The 16,591-nt window shown below is 69.8% G+C and carries 13 protein-coding genes; 2 read left to right on the top strand and 11 right to left on the bottom strand.

Annotated elements, in window-relative coordinates; genetic code table 11:
* Positions 1-58: 58 nt before the first annotated feature.
* The 5 genes from BSZ36_RS02635 to BSZ36_RS02615 all read right to left on the bottom strand — a co-directional run bounded on the left by BSZ36_RS02635 (position 59) and on the right by BSZ36_RS02615 (position 6,224).
* A complete protein-coding gene (locus tag BSZ36_RS02635; RefSeq protein WP_218827533.1) occupies positions 59-781 on the bottom strand; it encodes a DUF3047 domain-containing protein in 723 nt (240 codons plus the stop codon).
* A gap of 107 nt (positions 782-888) precedes the next feature.
* Positions 889-1,677, bottom strand: a complete 789-nt coding sequence (locus BSZ36_RS02630; RefSeq protein ID WP_094545726.1) for a hypothetical protein — start codon at positions 1,675-1,677, stop codon at positions 889-891.
* 108 nt (positions 1,678-1,785) lie between these two features.
* Positions 1,786-3,504 carry an FG-GAP-like repeat-containing protein gene (locus BSZ36_RS02625; RefSeq protein ID WP_094545724.1) on the bottom strand — a complete coding sequence of 573 codons (1,719 nt, stop codon included), beginning with the start codon at positions 3,502-3,504 and terminating at the stop codon, positions 1,786-1,788.
* Positions 3,505-3,662: 158 nt separating this feature from the next.
* Positions 3,663-4,427: a hypothetical protein gene (locus BSZ36_RS02620; RefSeq protein ID WP_094545722.1), complete on the bottom strand. Its 765-nt coding sequence runs from the start codon at positions 4,425-4,427 to the stop codon at positions 3,663-3,665.
* A gap of 42 nt (positions 4,428-4,469) precedes the next feature.
* On the bottom strand, positions 4,470-6,224 hold the full coding sequence (locus BSZ36_RS02615) for a M1 family metallopeptidase (RefSeq protein WP_094545720.1): 1,755 nt from the start codon (positions 6,222-6,224) through the stop codon (positions 4,470-4,472).
* A gap of 287 nt (positions 6,225-6,511) precedes the next feature.
* Between BSZ36_RS02615 and BSZ36_RS02610 the strand changes: the two genes are divergently transcribed.
* Positions 6,512-6,931, top strand: a complete 420-nt coding sequence (locus BSZ36_RS02610) for a hypothetical protein (RefSeq protein ID WP_143536729.1) — start codon at positions 6,512-6,514, stop codon at positions 6,929-6,931.
* Positions 6,932-6,982: 51 nt separating this feature from the next.
* Here the strand turns inward: BSZ36_RS02610 and mazG are convergent, their stop codons facing one another.
* On the bottom strand, positions 6,983-7,867 hold the full coding sequence (mazG, locus tag BSZ36_RS02605; RefSeq protein ID WP_218827532.1) for a nucleoside triphosphate pyrophosphohydrolase: 885 nt from the start codon (positions 7,865-7,867) through the stop codon (positions 6,983-6,985).
* A 317-nt stretch (positions 7,868-8,184) separates the two neighbouring features.
* Here mazG and BSZ36_RS02600 point away from each other — a divergent pair, with 317 nt between their 5' ends.
* Positions 8,185-8,688: a single-stranded DNA-binding protein gene (locus tag BSZ36_RS02600; protein WP_094545714.1), complete on the top strand. Its 504-nt coding sequence runs from the start codon at positions 8,185-8,187 to the stop codon at positions 8,686-8,688.
* On the opposite strand, the gene BSZ36_RS02595 is transcribed toward BSZ36_RS02600, so the two are convergent.
* The 5 genes from BSZ36_RS02595 to BSZ36_RS02575 all read right to left on the bottom strand — a co-directional run bounded on the left by BSZ36_RS02595 (position 8,660) and on the right by BSZ36_RS02575 (position 16,535).
* On the bottom strand, positions 8,660-9,196 hold the full coding sequence (locus BSZ36_RS02595) for a hypothetical protein (RefSeq protein WP_094545712.1): 537 nt from the start codon (positions 9,194-9,196) through the stop codon (positions 8,660-8,662). The two genes, BSZ36_RS02600 and BSZ36_RS02595, sit on opposite strands and share 29 nt — an antisense overlap.
* Positions 9,193-10,647: an NAD(P)(+) transhydrogenase (Re/Si-specific) subunit beta gene (locus BSZ36_RS02590; RefSeq protein ID WP_094545710.1), complete on the bottom strand. Its 1,455-nt coding sequence runs from the start codon at positions 10,645-10,647 to the stop codon at positions 9,193-9,195. Before BSZ36_RS02590 ends, BSZ36_RS02595 begins: the two co-directional genes overlap by 4 nt.
* Positions 10,644-10,973, bottom strand: a complete 330-nt coding sequence (locus tag BSZ36_RS02585) for an NAD(P) transhydrogenase subunit alpha part 2 (RefSeq protein ID WP_094545708.1) — start codon at positions 10,971-10,973, stop codon at positions 10,644-10,646. Before BSZ36_RS02585 ends, BSZ36_RS02590 begins: the two co-directional genes overlap by 4 nt.
* Before the next feature lie 68 nt (positions 10,974-11,041).
* A complete protein-coding gene (locus BSZ36_RS02580; RefSeq protein ID WP_094545706.1) occupies positions 11,042-12,181 on the bottom strand; it encodes an NAD(P) transhydrogenase subunit alpha in 1,140 nt (379 codons plus the stop codon).
* A 139-nt stretch (positions 12,182-12,320) separates the two neighbouring features.
* Positions 12,321-16,535: an ATP-binding protein gene (locus BSZ36_RS02575; protein ID WP_094545704.1), complete on the bottom strand. Its 4,215-nt coding sequence runs from the start codon at positions 16,533-16,535 to the stop codon at positions 12,321-12,323.
* Positions 16,536-16,591: the final 56 nt, after the last annotated feature.

Below are 16,591 nucleotides of genomic sequence, written 5' to 3'. Positions count from 1 at the left end.
TCAACCGTTGAGCGGGGCGTTCTGCTGGGGTGCGGCGCTCGCGCCAGAGGCGATCGGGCTACTCCGCGAGCAGGCGGATGTCGCCGAAGTACGCCGTCGCGCTCTTGCCGGTGTTGTCAGCATCGGTCATGATGGCGATGCCGTTGATCTTGGGCGGCTCCTCGCCGAACGCGGCGCGGTAGTCCTCCAGCACGTTGCGCTGGGCAGTCTGCCACACGCCCGCTTTGGCGGCGCCACTCTCGACCGGCACCATCTGAACCCAGTCCGTGTAGGCATTCGGGACGATCTGCGTCTCGCTGTCCTTGTTGGCCCAGATGTAGTTGAGCGCGCGAACGGGGATGTCGTCGTAGCCGAGGGCGCGGAGCGCGCGGTACTTCAGGCGGTCACCGAAGGAGAGGTCCGAGGGGTCGTAATCGAACGTGACGTAGATGCGCGCGGGGTAGTCGTCGCCGCCTTTACGGCGGACGTCGCCGCCGGGGATCATGCCGTCCACTTTCCACCGCCAGGACATCACGGGGAAGTCGTTCAGGTCTGCCTCGACGCGGCGGATCAGGCCGGAGGCGGAATCGTTGGCCTCGGCTTTGACCACAACGTCGCCGCCGTCCTCGATCAGTGTATAGGTCGTCTCACCGGCGTCGCCCAGCGTGAGCGGTTCCCAGCCGTTGATCTCGCCTCCCGCCTGCATGCCGGTAAAGGCCGCGACGATGAAGTCGGACTGCGAGGCGGTAAAGCCGACCAAGAGAAACGGAAGCGCGAGGAGGAGAAAGCGTCGGGTCGTCATCGGAGTGCAGGGATGGGGACTCTACAACGGTCCTCCTGCGCACCTGACTCCTCAGAGACCCCGACCCTGCCGTGGGATCCGGCAGAGAGAACGGGTCCGCATGCGTCCTACATCGCGGCGAGCCACTCCGCATCGTAGGCGGCGAGCAGGCGTTCCAGTCCGTCTCGGAAGGCCTCTTGCGTGCCGTCCGCCCGGCGGCGCATCCAGAAGCCCACGGCCGTATTGGCCTCGTACATCGCCCCGAAGTGCCACTCTCCCGGCCCGGCGATGTCTCGCGCGAGCGCCTCGTTGCGGTCGCTAAAGACGGTCATCGTAAAACCGGGGTAGTACTCCGTCCGCGCCATCTCCGGCACGACGCCAGAGGCGAGGTACTCCGCGTAGGCCTCTGGCGCGCCGGCGGGCGCACGGTCCGGGTAGCCCTCGGAGGCTAGGTTCTGGTACACGCTCCAGTAGACCCGCGCGAGTTGCTGGAACCGCGCCCGGTAGACCGGCGCCAGAAGCGCGCGGACCGTCGCGTCGTTCTCACCCACGATGGAGTTGTCGACGGCCCACTCGACGAACTCGGGGTTGTAGTGGCCAAAGTCGTCGCTCAGGAGGTCGACCGAGAGGCCGCTGGCGTCGAGGCTATGCGGGCCGCTGGTGTAGACCGAGCCGCTGTACCGAGCGAGCAGCGTGCGGAGCGGGATCCGCGTGTTCGTGGTGCACGCGAGGCCTCTGGCGCCGTACGTGCTGACGTAGCCCGACATGAACCCGTCGCAGGCGTCGTAGCTCGCCGTTTCGGTGCCCGAGAGCGCCGCCCACACGTCGGCGAAGGCCGGGGGCGAGTCGGCTGGCGGGGTGCTGCATCCCGCCAGAGGCAGGAGGAGGAACGTGCAAACGGCGAGGGCGAAACGCATGGGGACGGAAGCGGTGAGGCCGGAAGAGTACGCTACGCTCCCTTTCCGTTTGTGGTCCCCCGGGCCCATCGCACCTAGCGCCACGACAGCTTCCGCACGGCCTCTGAGCTAGAGACGCACGACGCGGACCAGTCCGCTATCGCCAGAGGATGCCTCCATCCGTACGAGGTATAGTCCCGGCGCGGCGTCGGCGCGCCACGTGAGTGTGCGCTCGCCAGAGGCCGGTCCGTCGTGGAGGACGGCGACCTCGCGGCCGAGCACGTCGGAAACCGTGACGCGGGCGCTCCGGCCGGCTTCGGCCTGGAGCCGCACGCGCACGTCGCCAGAGGCCGGGTTCGCGCTCGCGAGCGCGATCCGCACGGCGGCCTCGGGCTCGGGCTCGGTTCCCGGCGTGCTGACGTGCTGCACGAAGTAGAGCCGGTCGTTGATCTCGTCGATGGCGGTGATGTCCAGCACGCCGTCGCCGTCGCGGTCGTGGAGGACGGCGCAAGAGCCCGCGCCGTCAATGGCGAGCCTCTGGCGCTCGGTAAAGCCGCCCGCGCCGTCGCCGGCATAGACCACGAAGTCGCCGGAGTTGTAGTTGCTGGAGACGAGGTCGAGGTCGCCGTCGCCGTCCAGGTCGCCGAGATCCACGGCGATCGTGAACGTGCCGGAGGGCAGCGAGGCGCCGGCCCGCAGCGTCGCGCCGTCGCTGAGCACGACGTCGACCACGTCGTCGTAGGAACCGGCCGAGACCACGTCGACGTCGCCGTCGCCGTCGAGGTCGCCTGCGGCGAGCATCCACGGCGCGCCAGAGGTGGTGACGCGGTCCGCGACGGTGAAGCCGCCTGCGCCGTCGCCGAGCATGAGAATCACCTCGCGCGAGTTGATGGCGCCGACGAAGAGGTCCAGGATGCCGTCGCCGTTGGCATCGCCAGAGGCCAGGGCCGTGGCGCCTCTTCCGCCGGGATCGAGCGTGACGGGAGCGCTGAACGTGCCATCGCCGCGGCCCATGAACAGGCTCATGTTGTGGGTGTCGCGGTTGGTCGTTACAACGTCGTCGTGGCCGTCTCCGTCCGCGTCCACCACCGCGATTCCGCGCACGGCGTTGCCCGTGGTGGGATACGAGGCGACGCTGGAGAACGCGCCTTCACCGTCGCCCATGAGCACGCTCAACATGTCGTTGTTGCCGTTGCCCACCACCAGGTCAATCGCGCCATCGTGGTCGAGATCTGCGCCCTCGCTGGGACTGGGCCAGTTGCCGTTGGGGAGCGCATGGACCGTGAACTCGCCATAGCCGCCGCTCCCGTCGTTGAGGAACACGCGCACGTCGGCGGGAAGCTCGTTGGGGACCGCGAGGTCCGAGTCCCCGTCGCCGTCCAGATCGCCGGCGTAGGCGCCGTAGGAGATGATGCTGCCCTCGCCGGGCTGGCGGATGTCAATCCACTCCCCCACTGCGTAGGTGTCCGAGCGGTAGCCGGCGCGCGTCCAGAACTGCGCCTCGAAGCCGCTGGCGAGCGCCACGCCGCCAGAGGTGACCTCTCGCGAGACCGAGACCGTGACGGTTTCGCCCGCCATAAACGGCCGCGAGGGCGAGAAGCGCACGCGGCGACGGCCGTTTTCCAGTTGGAGCGTGCCTCTGGCGACGCCGGACCACCGTCCGAACACGCGGACGGACGCCTCGCTGATGGTGGCCGCGTCCAGCGCCCGGTCAAAGGTGACCACGATGTCCGCGTCGCGCTCCGCGACCACGAGGCCAGGGCTGGGCGAGAGGGACGCGACCTGGGGCGCCTGCGCCATCGCGCCAGAGGCGAACAGGACGGCGAGGACGGGGGAGAGAAAACGCATGGTGGGGCGGTGGGGACCGGCGCGGTATCAGCACGAGTCCGGCCACTCTAAACGGCGACGGTTTGAGCGCCGAGGTTGGCGCGAGATCGTCACAGGAGCGCGGTAGCGCGCCAGGACCACTCGGCCTCTGGCGCGGCGCCGGGACGCCAGAGGCGGGATCAGCGCGCGAACGTGCGGGCGGTGATCTCGGGGGAGACGGTAAACGCGCTGAGCACCGTGGTGGTGAGCAGGAGGTCGTCCACGCGCTGCTCGGTCTGGAAGGGCACGAGGAGGCCGTCCGCCTCGCGGTAGTCGGAAAAGATGTAAGCGTAGTAACCGGGTCCGGCTGCGCTGGCCTGGATGGACTCGATGCGCAGCGGGCGCCGGTCCTGGCTCATCACGAGGTCGTAGAGGGCCTCCACGCCAGGGGCGCGGAAGCGGAGGACCGGGAGCCCGCCGGGCCGGTCGGCGACGCGGTTGATGGCGAGGTCCTCGCGGCGCATGATCACGTACGGCACGCTGAAGAGGAGCTGGGAGCGGACGCTAGAGGCCATTCCGTCGGGCGCCGGCCGGCTCTCCCCAGAGATCGCGAAGCCGACGCGGTCCCCATCAATCTGCACGAGGACGCTTCCGACCGGGGTGAACTGCTCCACCCGCACGCCGTCCGCACCGCGGACGACCGAGATGCTCTCCACGCTCACATCGCCCATCACCAGCGAGTTCACCTGTGTGTCGCCAGCCGTGGAGTACGCCTCCACGGAATCCCACGCGGCCACGCCGCCGAGCGCGTCCAGCATCTCGGCCATCAGCTCGCGTCCAGCCAAGAGGCCCATCGGCGGGCGGGCCTCTGGCGCGGGCCCTTCGGGCGTAGCGGCCTGCTGCGCGCTCGCGCCAGAGGCGAGCAGCAGGAGCGCGAGGGCGGAAGAGCGAGCGAGAGCGGTCATGGGGAGCGGCGGCTTCTGGCGGGAAGGTCGCACCGCCAGGGGCTACTCGGCGGCCTCGGCGTCTTCGTCTTCTGCCATCTCAAAAAGCGCGACGGTGGTGTCGACGCGGACCTCGCTGCTGGGGAGGCCCATCGCGCCCGCGCCGCCGGGCATCGGGATCATCCCGTGTGAGGTCGGCACGGGGAGGTCGAACGTCATGCCGTCGGGCAGGGCGCCCTCGGGGAGTTCCCAGCGGAACGCGTAGCCGTCGTTGCCGCGGCGTTCCATGTGTAGGACCGGAAGCGAGGGCTGGCGCAGGTAGACCTCCGCCAGAGGCCTCAAATCGATGGCGGTCTCCTGCTGGAACGTTGCGACCACGTCCTCGGTGGACACCCACCGGAAGTCAGCGGCCGGGTCGCCAGCGGCCAGCGCCGCCTCGGTGCCCTGGGGGTAGAGGATGGTGCCGAGCGCGCGGAAAAACGCGGGGTCGTCGGCCATCGCGAAGCGGAGCGTGTGGAGGAACCACGAGCCCTTGAAGTAGATGTCGCCGTTGAAGCCCCCGTCCGGGAGGTTGTACATCTGCGACGTGGTGCGCGGCTCGCGCGGGGCCACAGGCTGCACGTTGCGGAGGTTGCCGCGCACGCCGGCGATGTAGCCGAGGTAGGCCTCTCGCGCGAGAGCCTCGTTGCCGGTCTCGCGCCGCGCGATGTCCTCGGCGTAGAGCGCCTCGGCGTAGTTGGCGAACGACTCGTGGACCCAGAAATCGCGCCAGTCCGGAGCCGTCCCGAGGTTGGCGAACCACTCGTGGGCGAGTTCGTGGAAATGCAGCCAGTCGAAGCCGTACGCGTTGTCCTCAAAGGTGGAGCCGTAAGCGATCAGGCTCTGGTGCTCCATGCCGAGGTAGGGCGTGTGGAGGACGTGGTAGCCGTCCTCGCGCGAGCCATACGGCCCGAACGTGCGCTCCATGAACCCGACGGCGTCCAAAAAGCCCGGAAGTTGCTTCTCGGCGTCTGCCCGCCGCTCCGGAAGCACGTAAAACGTCACAGGCATGGTGTAGCCGAGCGGGCTGCTGTACGTGTCCGTGACCTCCACGTAGGGCCCCACGCCGAACGAGACGCCGTAGTTGTTAATGGGCGTCGTGACCATCCACGTCTCGCTGGCCGTCCCGTCACCGTTGACCTCGCGCCCGACGTGCTGCCCGTTCGAGATCGCGCGAAGGGCCTCTGGCGCCGTGAGGCGGATCGTCATGCTATCGGCCTCGTCACTGGGGTGATCCTTTGTCGGCCACCAGAGGTCGGCGCCCTCGCCCTGGCAGCTCACGGCCACCCAGGGCTCGCCAGAGGCCGTCTGCTCCCACGAGAAGCCGCCGTCCCACGGCGGGCGCGGCGCCACGCGCGGGCTCCCGCCGTAGTCCACGCGCACGAGGATAGCCTCCCCAGGCTGGAACGTGCGGCCCAGCGCGATGCGGACCTGGCCCGGAAGCCGCTCCCACGTCAGAGGCTGGTCGCTGCCCTCGCCGCAGTTCTCGATGCCGTCGAGAAGGATGCACACGGGCGCGACCACGCCAGAAGCCGTCAGCGCGTCGTCCAGGTCCAGGCGGATGTGGGTGGTCGGCGCGACGGTCCGAGCGCTCATCGTGAGCGAGCCCTCAATGGTCCGGGCCTCTGGCGAGATCGCGAGGTCCAGCGCATAGGTGGACACGTCGAATGCCGCCTGCTCCGGGTGCAGCGGCTTGCCAGAATCGTTGCCAGAATTTCCGAACTGGGCGGCCGCTGGCGCGGCGACGAGAAGCGCGAGGAGGACCGAGAGGCGTGACATGGGCGCGAGGAGGGTGCGTTCTAAGCTAGGCGCTCAATCCGCGGGCGTCCGCCACTGGCTCCGCCGCCAGGCTCTAGGGAAAGTCCGGGTAGCGAGAACGACAGGGCGCTCCTCATTCTTTAGTTTCCACGCTCGCATTCCCACAATGGCACCCGGGTTTGTCCTACAAGGAATCGCGAAGCCGGCCCCTACTCTTTGTTTTAGAAACCCAGGGCCTAATGGACACAATATCAACGGGAAACCATATCCTCAGAGCCCGTGTCATTAGGGAGACCCCCGCGCCCTCGATGCCCTCCCCCTCTGACGACATCATCCTGGTCCCTGAGCACCGGTATGCCCTTGCGCGCCCTCGCGGAGTCGTCGGTGTTGGGGAAATTGAACGGGTAGGACGGACGGTCGCATTCCACGAGGAGTGGCGGCCGGGCTTTACGGAGGTGTGGGACATGACGGCCAGCGAGGGGGCGAACATCATGCCGACGGATATCTCTCGGCTAAACCGCTTGGAGGACGAGACCCGCACGCAGCTTGAGGGGTCGCGCACGATCGTGATCACGCCGCGGTCACTCGAACTGTACTCGGTCCAGTTCTACGCGCGCCTGATGAGGCCCCGCGGCCGCGACGTTGTGGGCGTGCGCACACGAGAGGAGGCGGCCGAGATTCTCGGCGTGGACGAGTTGGCGATGCCGCCCTACGACGAGGGCTCCTGACGCCAGAGGCCCCTCGGCTCCAGAGCCTGCGGGCCCTAGAGGCTTCTGGCGCTACGTGCGCCGCTCCAAGGCCTTGGCTTCGTCCCAGAGCGCGTCCATCTCGTCCAGCGTCGCGGCCTCTGGCGTGCGGCCCTCTCGGGCGAGCCCGCGCTCGACGTGCGAGAACCGGCTGGAAAACGTGCCGACGGTCCGGCGCAGCGCGTTCTCTGGAGAGATCCCGCGCATCCGCGCGTAGTTGGTAACGGCGAACAGCAGGTCCCCGATCTCGGCTTCGAGCCGGTCGGCGTCGTGCTCCGGATTGCCACTGGCGCCAGAGGCCTCGTGCACCTCCGCCAGTTCCTCCTCCACCTTGGCCCACGCGCCTCTGGCGTCGGGAAAGTCGAAGCCGACAAGTGCGGCTTTTTCCTGGACGCGCTCGGCGCGGAGCAGGGCCGGGAGTGCCTGCGGCACACCATCCAGTGCGCTCGGGGTTTCGTCGGCGCCAGAGGCCTCGCGCTCGGCGCGCTTGATGGCCTCCCAGTTTTGGAGCACCTCGCCGGTGCTGCTCACCGCCAGAGGCTGGCCGTCTGCGCCTTTGAACACGTGCGGGTGGCGGCGGACGAGCTTCTGCATCTCGCCCTCCATTACGTCGCGGAGCGTGAACGTGCCGTTGGTCTCGGCGATGTGCGCGTGGAAGAGAACGTGGAGGAAGAGATCGCCGAGTTCCTTTTTCAGCTCTTGCGTGTCCCCATCGTCGATGGCCTGGACTACCTCGAAGGCTTCCTCGATGGTGAGCTGCTTGACCGAGTCGTGCGTTTGCTCGCGGTCCCACGGGCAGTCCCGCCGGAGGCGATGGACGATGGCGACGAAGTCCGCAAAAAGGTCGGCGTGAGCGGCGTCGCGGTCGGCGTCGGTTAGGCCGAGCGTTTCGCGGTCGATGGGAACGGGCGGAAGCACAGGAGCAGCGGGAGAGCGGACCGGAAGATCGCCGCGTCGTCGGCGTCTCGCGCCGGGGCAGGTTTCATGTCCAAACAGGGGTGGCGGCGGCCCGGCCTCTGGCGCCAGAGGCGACCGGTATTTCTCGCTCGCTCCCTGTGACAGAGGGTTGACACCGAATGTGGATATTTTCCACCAACGCCGGTTAGACACGGCCTCGTGTTGTGTCTAGACTGCCGCTCTGCCGGAGGCGTACTCGGGCGGGATTCAAGAGAACGGCTGGCCGCTTGCGGACCAGCGGAACGTGCACAACAGCCGCCCGAACGGGCATTTATACCATGGCACGTGGCATCAACAAAGTCATCCTCGTCGGCAACCTCGGGTCAGACCCCGAGCTTCGCTACACCGGCAGCGGCACGGCCGTCTGCAACTTCTCCCTCGCGACGAGTGAGTCCTACAAGGACCGCGACGGCAACCAGGTAGAAAACACGGAGTGGCACCGCATCGTGGCGTGGGCCCGCCTTGCGGAGATCTGCGGCGAGTACCTCAAAAAGGGCCGCCAGGTCTACATCGAGGGCCAGCTCCAGACCCGCCAGTGGGAGGACAAGGACGGCAACACCCGGTACACCACCGAGGTCAAGGCGCGCGAGATGCAGATGCTCGGCGGCCGCGACGATAGCAGCGGTGGTGGCGGAGGCAACTACGGCGATAGCAACGACAGCTACGACCAGAGCCCCCGTCCGCAGCGCCAGTCCTCTGGCGGCGGCCAGCGTCAGAGCGCCCCGTCCTCTGGCGGCGGCGACAACTACGACTTCACGCCCGACGACGATCTCCCCTTCTAGATCGGCCCGGCTCGCGAGTCTCGGCGGCGGCTTCCCACGGGAGGCCGCCGCTTTCGTGTTCTAGGGCAGCGTCGTACTCGCCAGAGGCCCGGTCCCGCGCCTCCAACGCGGCAGTGACGGCGCGGGCCAGCTTGCCGTAGAGCACGAGGCTCGGCCCGGTTTCCAGAATAAACCGCGTGCCGAAGATCATCGCGGGAGCCGTATCCACGAACGCCGCCCAGGGGATGCACACGGGCGGGTGGCCGACCCGGAAGAGGAACGATGGACGGAGAAACAGGCCCTCTGGCGTCGCGACGGCGTTGAGCGCGTTGCTGTAGTTCACCGCGCCGACCCGCCCTGACTGCCAGGACACCTTGTAGCCTCTGGCGGGCCACCGCTCGGCCGGGTACGCCTCCGCCAGGGGCCTCCAGCCGGTCTTCCCAATGAGGCCAATGACCACCATCCAGAACAGCGGGAAGGCCACGAAAAACGCCAGAGGCAGGAGGATCGCGAGGGCCGCGCCGCTCATGCGGGCTGGAGCTCTTTGAGTTCGCCCACGATGGCCTTGATGCTGGCTTTGGCGTCTCCGAAGAGCATCTGCGTGTTGTCCAGGAAGAAGAGCGGGTTCTGGACGCCCGCATAGCCCGTGCTCATGCTGCGCTTGAGGACGACGACTTGCTGCGCCTCATCCACGTTGAGGATCGGCATGCCGTAAATCGGGCTCGACTCGTCGCTCCGCGCGGCGGGGTTGACCACGTCATTTGCACCCACAACGAGGACGACATCGGTCTGGGGGAAGTCCGGGTTGGCGTCGTCCATCTCGATCAGGTGATCGTACGGCACGTTGGCCTCGGCGAGGAGCACGTTCATGTGGCCCGGCATCCGGCCCGCGACGGGGTGGATCGCGTAGACGACCTCGACGCCAGAGGCCGCGAGCATGTCGGCCATCTCGCGCACCTCGTGCTGCGCCTGCGCGACCGCGAGGCCGTAGCCCGGCACGACGACGACGCGCTGCGCGTAGCTCATCATCACGGCCACGTCGTCGGGCGTGGTGCGGCGTACGGGCTTCTCCTCCGCGTCGCCGCTGGCGCCAGAGGCCGCGGCGGCGTCGGCGCCGAAGCCGCCCAGGAGCACGTTGCCGAGCGAGCGGTTCATGGCCTCGCACATGATGCGAGTCAGGATGAGGCCGCTGGCGCCGACGAGCGCGCCGGAGACGACGAGGGCGACGTTGCCCAGCACGAAGCCTGTGGCCGCGGCGGCGAGCCCCGAAGACGCATTGAGCAGCGCGACGACGACCGGCATATCCGCCCCACCGATGGGCAGCACGAGGACGACGCCGAGCGCGAGCGCGAGGATGGACAGACCGCCCAAAAACAGCACAGCCTCGTCCATCCGGCTCGATTCCCCCGCGGTCCCGATCAGGAGCACGATGGAGGCGATCACACCCACCGCGATCAGCAGCGACACCAGGCGGATGCCCGGGAACGAGCCGAGCGAGCGGCCCCGCAGCTTGCCGTACGCCACGAACGAGCCCGAGAGCGTGACCAAGCCGATCAGGACGGAGAGGGCGACGATGAACAGGTCGCCCGCCCCCATATCGGGGACGAACGAGACCGTCTCGCCGCTGGCGGCGATCTCCCGCATCTGCGTGCCGCTACCACGGAGCATCTCGGCGCCCGCGACGAGCGCGCTGGCCGCGCCGCCAAAGCCGTTGAACGCCGCGACGAGCTCGGGCATCGAGGTCATCTCGGTCTTGCGCGCCAGCCAGACGCCGATGATGCCGCCCACGAGGAGCCCGGCCACGAGTTCGACCGGGTTGAGGATCTGGTTCTCCAGAAGCGCCGCCACGACGGCGATCAGCATGCCGCCAGAGGCCAGCCGGTTGCCCGCCCGCGCCGTGCGCGGCGAACCCAGCCGCTTGAGCCCCACGATGAACAGGCAGGACGCGACGAGGTAGGCGAGGGTGGTGAGGACGGTCATGCCTTCACCCCGTTCGAGGCCTCTGGCGCCGAGGCGACGGCCTCTGGCGCGGGGACGCGCGGCTTGAACATCTCCAACATCCGGTCGGTCACGAGAAAGCCGCCGACGACGTTGATCGTCGCGAGGACGAGCGCCGCGAAGCCGACCCACTTCGCCAGAGGCGAGCCGGTCTCCCCCATCACAAGGATCGCGCCGACGATGGTGATGCCGCTGATGGCGTTGGAGCCCGACATAAGCGGGGTGTGCAGCGTCGCGGGCACCTTGGAGATGAGCTCGAACCCGAGAAACGAGGCGAGCACGAAGACGACGAGGAGCGAGAGGTCCATGTTTGGGGGTTCCCAGTTCCGGGCTGGTGGAGCGTGTCGGCGTCAGAGGCCTCTGGCGCCAGAGGCGGCTAGGCGGGCGCGAGCGCGGCGAGCACGCGCGGGTGGACAATCTCGCCGTCCCGGGCCACGACGGCGCCCGCGACGATCTCGTCCTCGGGGTCGAGGTTGAGGGTCCCCTCGTCGTCTAGGAACTCCAGGAGGAAGGCGGCGACGGTGCGGCCGTACATCTCGCTCGCGTGGGTCGGCATCTCGGCCGCGAGGTTGGTCGGGCCGAGAACGGTCACGCCAGAGGCCACGATTTCCTCGTCGGCGCGCGTGGCCTCGACGTTGCCGCCATTCGCGGCGGCAAGGTCCACGATGACAGAGCCGGGGCGCATGCCGGCCACGCCTCTGGCGGTGATGAGGACCGGCGCGGCGCGTCCGGGGATGAGAGCCGTCGTGATCACGACGTGGTAGTCGGGGAGGACCTTTGCGAGGGCCTCGACCTGGCGGGCCGCTTCGTCCTCGGCGAGGGCTTTCGCGTAGCCGCCCGCGTCCTCCTGATCGGCGGTCTCCATGTCCAACTCGACAAAGCTGGCGCCGACGGACTCGACCTGCTCGCGCGCGGCGGCGCGCACGTCGTATCCGGCCGTGATGGCGCCCAGGCGGCGGGCCGTCGCGAGGGCCTGAAGGCCTGCCACGCCCGCGCCGATCACGAGCACGCGCGCAGGCCGGACCGTTCCGGCAGCGGTCGTGAGGAGCGGGAAGAACTGCGGCAGCCGGAACGCCGCGAGCAACGCCGCGCGGTAGCCCGAAACCGTGCTCATGGCCGAGAGCGCGTCCATGCGCTGCGCGCGGGAGGTGCGCGGCACCATCTCCATCGCTACGGCCGTCGCGCCTCTGGCGGCGAGCGCTTCGACAGCCGTGGTGTCGTCCAACGGACGCAAGAGGCCGAGCACGACGGCGCCAGAGGCCAACCCGTCGAGGCCGCTGGCGTCTAGACCAGAGACGGTGCAAACGGCGCCAGAGGCGAGGGCTTCGGCACGGTCCACGATGTGGCACCCGGCGGCCTCGAAGTCGGCGTCGGAGATGAAGGCGCGTTCCCCTGCCCCTTGCTCTACGCGGACCTCGCAGCCTTTGCGGACGAGCCGCCGGGCGGCATCGGACGCGAGGGCGACGCGCGCCTCGCCGGGTGCGGTCTCGCGGGGGACGCCAATCGTGAGGGCCATGAGCTGCGCTGGAAGGGTAGGCGACGGTACCACATCATACAGGTCCCGCGCAAATGTTCAGCCGCTGGCGCTCGGGCGTCAGTCCAACCCGGCCCTTGCTTATCGCGAGCGAGGCATGCCGAACGCGGCGAGCCTTGCCCTATAGTCTCGCGGCGTGGCCATCGCCAGAAGTCCCGGCCTCTGGCGCCAGAGGCAGCCGCATCGTGAACGTCGTTCCCGTCGCCTGGCCCTCGGTTTCCGTCTCGAAGGCGATGCTCCCGCCAGCGGCCTCCACGGCGCGCTTGACGACGGCGAGGCCCAGCCCCATGCCGCTGGACTTGGTGGAGAACGACGGCTGAAAGATCTTCTCGCGGGCCTCTGGCGGGACGCCCATGCCTGTGTCGGCGACTTCCGCGATGGCCCACTCGGTTCCGTCCGGCGCGGTCTGGTGGCGCGTGCGGAGGATGATGCGGCCCGGGCGCGTCTGGTCGTCGCGGTGGGGCATCGCCTGGTGGGCGTTCGTGAGCAGGTTGACGAACGCGCGGCGCAGCTCCTCTCGGTCCGCGACCGTCGCCAGAGGCTGGTCTGCGAGGTCTGTCTGGAGCGTGGCGCGGGCCGTCTCGCCCATGGCCTCGGTCTCGAAAAGAGCCGCGGCGTCGCGCGCGATCTCGCTCAGGTCCAACGGCTCCGGGTTGCGCAGCGGGAGCCGCGCAAAGTCCGAGAACTCGCTGGCGATGTGGCGGAGGCTCTCGATCTGCTCGACGAGCATCTCGGTCGTGCGCTCGAACGCCCCGGCAAACTTCCGGGCCTCTGGCGGATCGTCCTCGCCGGGCGCGCGGAAGATGTGGCGCAGGTGCTGCACGCTGAGCTTCATCGGCGTGAGCGGGTTCTTGATTTCGTGCGCCACCTGCTTCGCCATCTCGCGCCACGCCAGCTCGCGTTCCTGCTCGGCGAGCTTGCGGCGGCTGTCCGCCAGTTGCGCCTGCATCGCGTTGAACGTCTCCACGAGTTCGCCCACCTCGTCACGGGTCTCGACCGGGATGGGCTCCTCGCTCCGCCCTTCCCCGACCGCGCGCAAGCCTTGCTGCAAGCGGCCGAACGGCCGCGTGAGCTGTCCCGCCAGAAGCGCCGCACCCGCCACGATCGCCACCAGGAGCACGAGAAGGCCGCCGAACAGGTACGTCACCATGCGCGCCTGCCCGGCCTCGATGGCCGCCTGCTCCGGCAGCGTCGGCACGGCGGCAGCGCCGACGGGATTGCCGAGCGAGTCCGGAAGCGCCTTGTAGCCGGTCGTGTAGGCAAAGCCACCGTCGGCCGTCCCGATCCGGCTCTCGGCGAAGGCGAACGGGCGGCCCTGGACGTAGAGCGCGTCGTACACCTCGGCGGGCAGGCGCGGCTCAATCAGGCGCTGGTTCACAAGTTGGCGGCGCGAGGACGCGAGCAGGTCCGCGCCGCCGTAGAGGTGCACGTCGAAGCCGAGCGACGCCGAGATGGCGTCGGGCCGGGCGCGCGTGAGCAGCGCGCCCGTCGGTGTGCCCGGGTCGGAATCGGCCGAGAGCGCCGCCTCCACGCGACCGAGCCTCTGGCGCAAGAGGTCGCGCACGGCCTGCTGGTTCTGCTCCTCGATCACGCGTTGCCCCACGAGGCCTGTTAGCGCCACACTCGCGAGGCCGACGAACAGAAAGCGGTTGAGAACCTTGTCGCGGAAGCGCGTGCGCGGCGCGGGCAACAGGCCCATGCGGCGCCGGATGGGCACGCCGACGGCGTACAGGATCGCGGCAACGCCCAGGCCCGCGAGCGTGAGGCGGAGCAGGACGAGCAAGACGTCGAGCGGATCGCCGCCGGCGACGCGGGCGGAGACGACATCGCGCGTGCCGCTGCCCACGCGGACGTAGAACGCGCGGACGGTCTCGCCGTCGGCTTTTTCGTTGAGCAGCGCGGCCCCTGCGCCGGATTCCAGCGCGTCGTAGATGGTCTCGGGGAGCTTGAACGGGGCTTCGTCACCGCCTCTGGCGCGGACGCCGTCGTCGTACTCCGCGTAGGCGACGGCCTCGTCGTCCAGGCCGAACAGGTTGGCGGGCGCGAGCACGCGCGGAAACGGCGTCTCGGCGGCGAAGCGCGCCGGACGGGGCGTGGCGCGGACGTAGATCCACGCGCGGGGCTCCTCGCCAGAGGCTTCGCCACTAGCCGACGCCAGAGGCCCGATGCCCGCGTAGCGCGGCAGGCCGCGGCGGTCCGGCGAGGGCGCGCTGCCTACGAAGAAGCCGCCCTCGTCGCGCTCCAGGTACCGATCTCGCATGTTCGCAAACGCCAGCGGGTCGGCGCTCGGCGCGGGGGGCGCGCCGCCCTCGGCAAAGCCGCCGAGCGTGTCGCCGGTAGGGCTGATAAAGCGGAGCTCGGCGGCAACGTCGGCGAGCGAGCCTAGCAGCGAGCTCTGGACGAGCCCAGCGGCGAGATCTCCCAGCGACTGCCGCGTGGAGTCCAGCGTCGCGAGCGCCACGTCGGTCGTGTCCAGGACGGCCTCTGGCGCCAGAGGCCCGGGCGCGACACGCGTGCCGCGGCGGCGGAGCGAGTCGGCCACGGCGACGGCGTCGAGCAAGGCCGGGCGGAGGGCGTCGTCGGCGCGGGCTTCGGCGAGGACCTGGTCCAACGCGTAGGTGACGCGCTCATCGCGGCCGCCGGCAAAGCTCCGCGCGGCGTCGGAGAGGAGGGCGTCGGTTCGTTCCCCTAGCGGTCCGGCCATGAACCCGTACGCGACGGGCGCGAGCACGAACACGCCTGCGAGCAGCCCTCGGAACGTCAGCGGCCAGCCCCATCGGTCCACCCGCCCGCCGAGTGCCAGGCCCAGCCCCGCCCCCGCCAGCGCGAGCGCGACGCCAGAGGCCGCCGCCATCGCGCCCAGCCAAACGACGGGTAGCGCGCCCGCGAGGACCGCGAGAGCGGCCACGGCGAACGCCTCGCCTCTGGCGAACGCCCGCGTCATCAACACGGCCCCGGCAATGGCGCACATCACGGCCGCTGCGACCGAGACGACCGACCCCATCGCGAGCGCAAGGAGGCCATCAATGATGGGGCCGGTGCGGTCCGCGTAGCCCAGTTGCGGCGCGTCCAAAACCGCGCTCCGCGCCACGAACCCGACCGCGCTCGCGCCCAGCCCGCTCACGGCGCCTACCGCCAGCATGCGCCCGAGGCCTCTGGCGCCGAACCGCGCCGGACTCGCGCCAGAGGCCGCGCGCCGGAGCGCGTGGGCGAGGATCGCGACGGCGAGGACGATACCGAACAGCGCCGTCAGCGCGAAGTCGCCGGGAGACCTCACGAGGCCCCAGCCGAAGTCGGAGGCGAGGATCAGCGGGTCGAACAGCGGCGGCGTCTCGCGGCCATTGCCGAGCCAGCGCACGGGCACGTCCAGGTGCAGCAGCGCGTAGCGGCTCGCCGTCAGCGCCACGGCGAAGCCTGTGAGGACGGTCGCGCTCCGGCGCCAGAGGCGCGGGGTGTCGCCGCGAGCAGCGCTGCGCAGTACGTAGGCGAAAAGCCCGCCGAGGCCGCAGAGGAGCCAGCCCAGCAAGAGCACGGCCCAGAACGCCATCGCGTTGCGGAAGCGCGCGCGCACGCCGTCGGTCAACGCTGAGGCCGTCGGGACGGGCACGCGCACCCACCCGATGGTGCGGCCCGCGATCCCCGCCAGAGGCTGCGCGCCCGGCCGGGGCGGCGACGCGCGGCCGGAGATGAGCACCTCGAACGGGCCGTCGATGCCATCACGCCACTCGTCGGCGATGTCGTAGTCCTGGAGAAAGCGGTTGCGAACGGGGACGGCCGCTTGCGCGAGGCGCACGACGCGCACGGCGCCGCGAAGCGTGTCGCGCACAACGACGGGCGCCCAGACCGTGAGCGCCCGGCGCTCAGCGGGGTCCGGCACGGCCAGGGAGAGCAACGTGTCCGGCGTTGCGCGCACGCCGAGCCGGAACGTGTCCCCGTTCCACGCCACGAGCTTGAGCCCCGGACGGTACACCTCGACCGACGTAAACGGCGGCAACGCGCGCGCCAGAAGCGCACCCAGCGCCTCGCCGGGGTCACCGGACACGGCCGCCTCTGGCGCTGTAAGAGCGGCCCGGACCTCCGGGAGCGCAGCCACGGTGACGGCCTCGCGCTGCATCGAGGCCACGAGCGAGGACGCGCGGGCCCTGACGGCGCCGACGGTCCGTTCCTGCGCCACTCGTGCGGCGCGATCCCCTCCAGAACGGGCCACGACGGCGGCTTCGAGCGCCCACGTAAGCGGGATCAGCAGCGCGAGCCCCAGCGCGACGATTCCAAAGACCGCCGCGCGCCTCTGGCGGACGGAAGTCGAGGAGTCCGGGGAAGCGGGGGCGTCGGTCACGTCGGAAGCTACGCGGACGGCTCAGGGCCTCTGGCGCCAGAGGCGGGACGTCTGCG

The organism is Rubricoccus marinus (assembly GCF_002257665.1).
In the GTDB taxonomy this organism is placed as follows: Bacteria; Bacteroidota; Rhodothermia; order Rhodothermales; family Rubricoccaceae; genus Rubricoccus; species Rubricoccus marinus.
Note: the sequence above shows the minus strand (reverse complement) of the source record. Positions and strands in the feature narration are given on the sequence as shown.

What these genes read in the sequence shown, in the direction of transcription:
- BSZ36_RS02635 (WP_218827533.1), bottom strand. Translation starts at nt 781, where the DNA reads ATGACGACCCGACGCTTTCTCCTCCTCGCGCTTCCGTTTCTCTTGGTC.
- BSZ36_RS02630 (WP_094545726.1), bottom strand. Translation starts at nt 1,677, where the DNA reads ATGCGTTTCGCCCTCGCCGTTTGCACGTTCCTCCTCCTGCCTCTGGCG.
- BSZ36_RS02625 (WP_094545724.1), bottom strand. Translation starts at nt 3,504, where the DNA reads ATGCGTTTTCTCTCCCCCGTCCTCGCCGTCCTGTTCGCCTCTGGCGCG.
- BSZ36_RS02620 (WP_094545722.1), bottom strand. Translation starts at nt 4,427, where the DNA reads ATGACCGCTCTCGCTCGCTCTTCCGCCCTCGCGCTCCTGCTGCTCGCC.
- BSZ36_RS02615 (WP_094545720.1), bottom strand. Translation starts at nt 6,224, where the DNA reads ATGTCACGCCTCTCGGTCCTCCTCGCGCTTCTCGTCGCCGCGCCAGCG.
- BSZ36_RS02610 (WP_143536729.1), top strand. Translation starts at nt 6,512, where the DNA reads ATGCCCTCCCCCTCTGACGACATCATCCTGGTCCCTGAGCACCGGTAT.
- BSZ36_RS02600 (WP_094545714.1), top strand. Translation starts at nt 8,185, where the DNA reads ATGGCACGTGGCATCAACAAAGTCATCCTCGTCGGCAACCTCGGGTCA.
- BSZ36_RS02595 (WP_094545712.1), bottom strand. Translation starts at nt 9,196, where the DNA reads ATGAGCGGCGCGGCCCTCGCGATCCTCCTGCCTCTGGCGTTTTTCGTG.
- BSZ36_RS02590 (WP_094545710.1), bottom strand. Translation starts at nt 10,647, where the DNA reads ATGACCGTCCTCACCACCCTCGCCTACCTCGTCGCGTCCTGCCTGTTC.
- BSZ36_RS02585 (WP_094545708.1), bottom strand. Translation starts at nt 10,973, where the DNA reads ATGGACCTCTCGCTCCTCGTCGTCTTCGTGCTCGCCTCGTTTCTCGGG.
- BSZ36_RS02580 (WP_094545706.1), bottom strand. Translation starts at nt 12,181, where the DNA reads ATGGCCCTCACGATTGGCGTCCCCCGCGAGACCGCACCCGGCGAGGCG.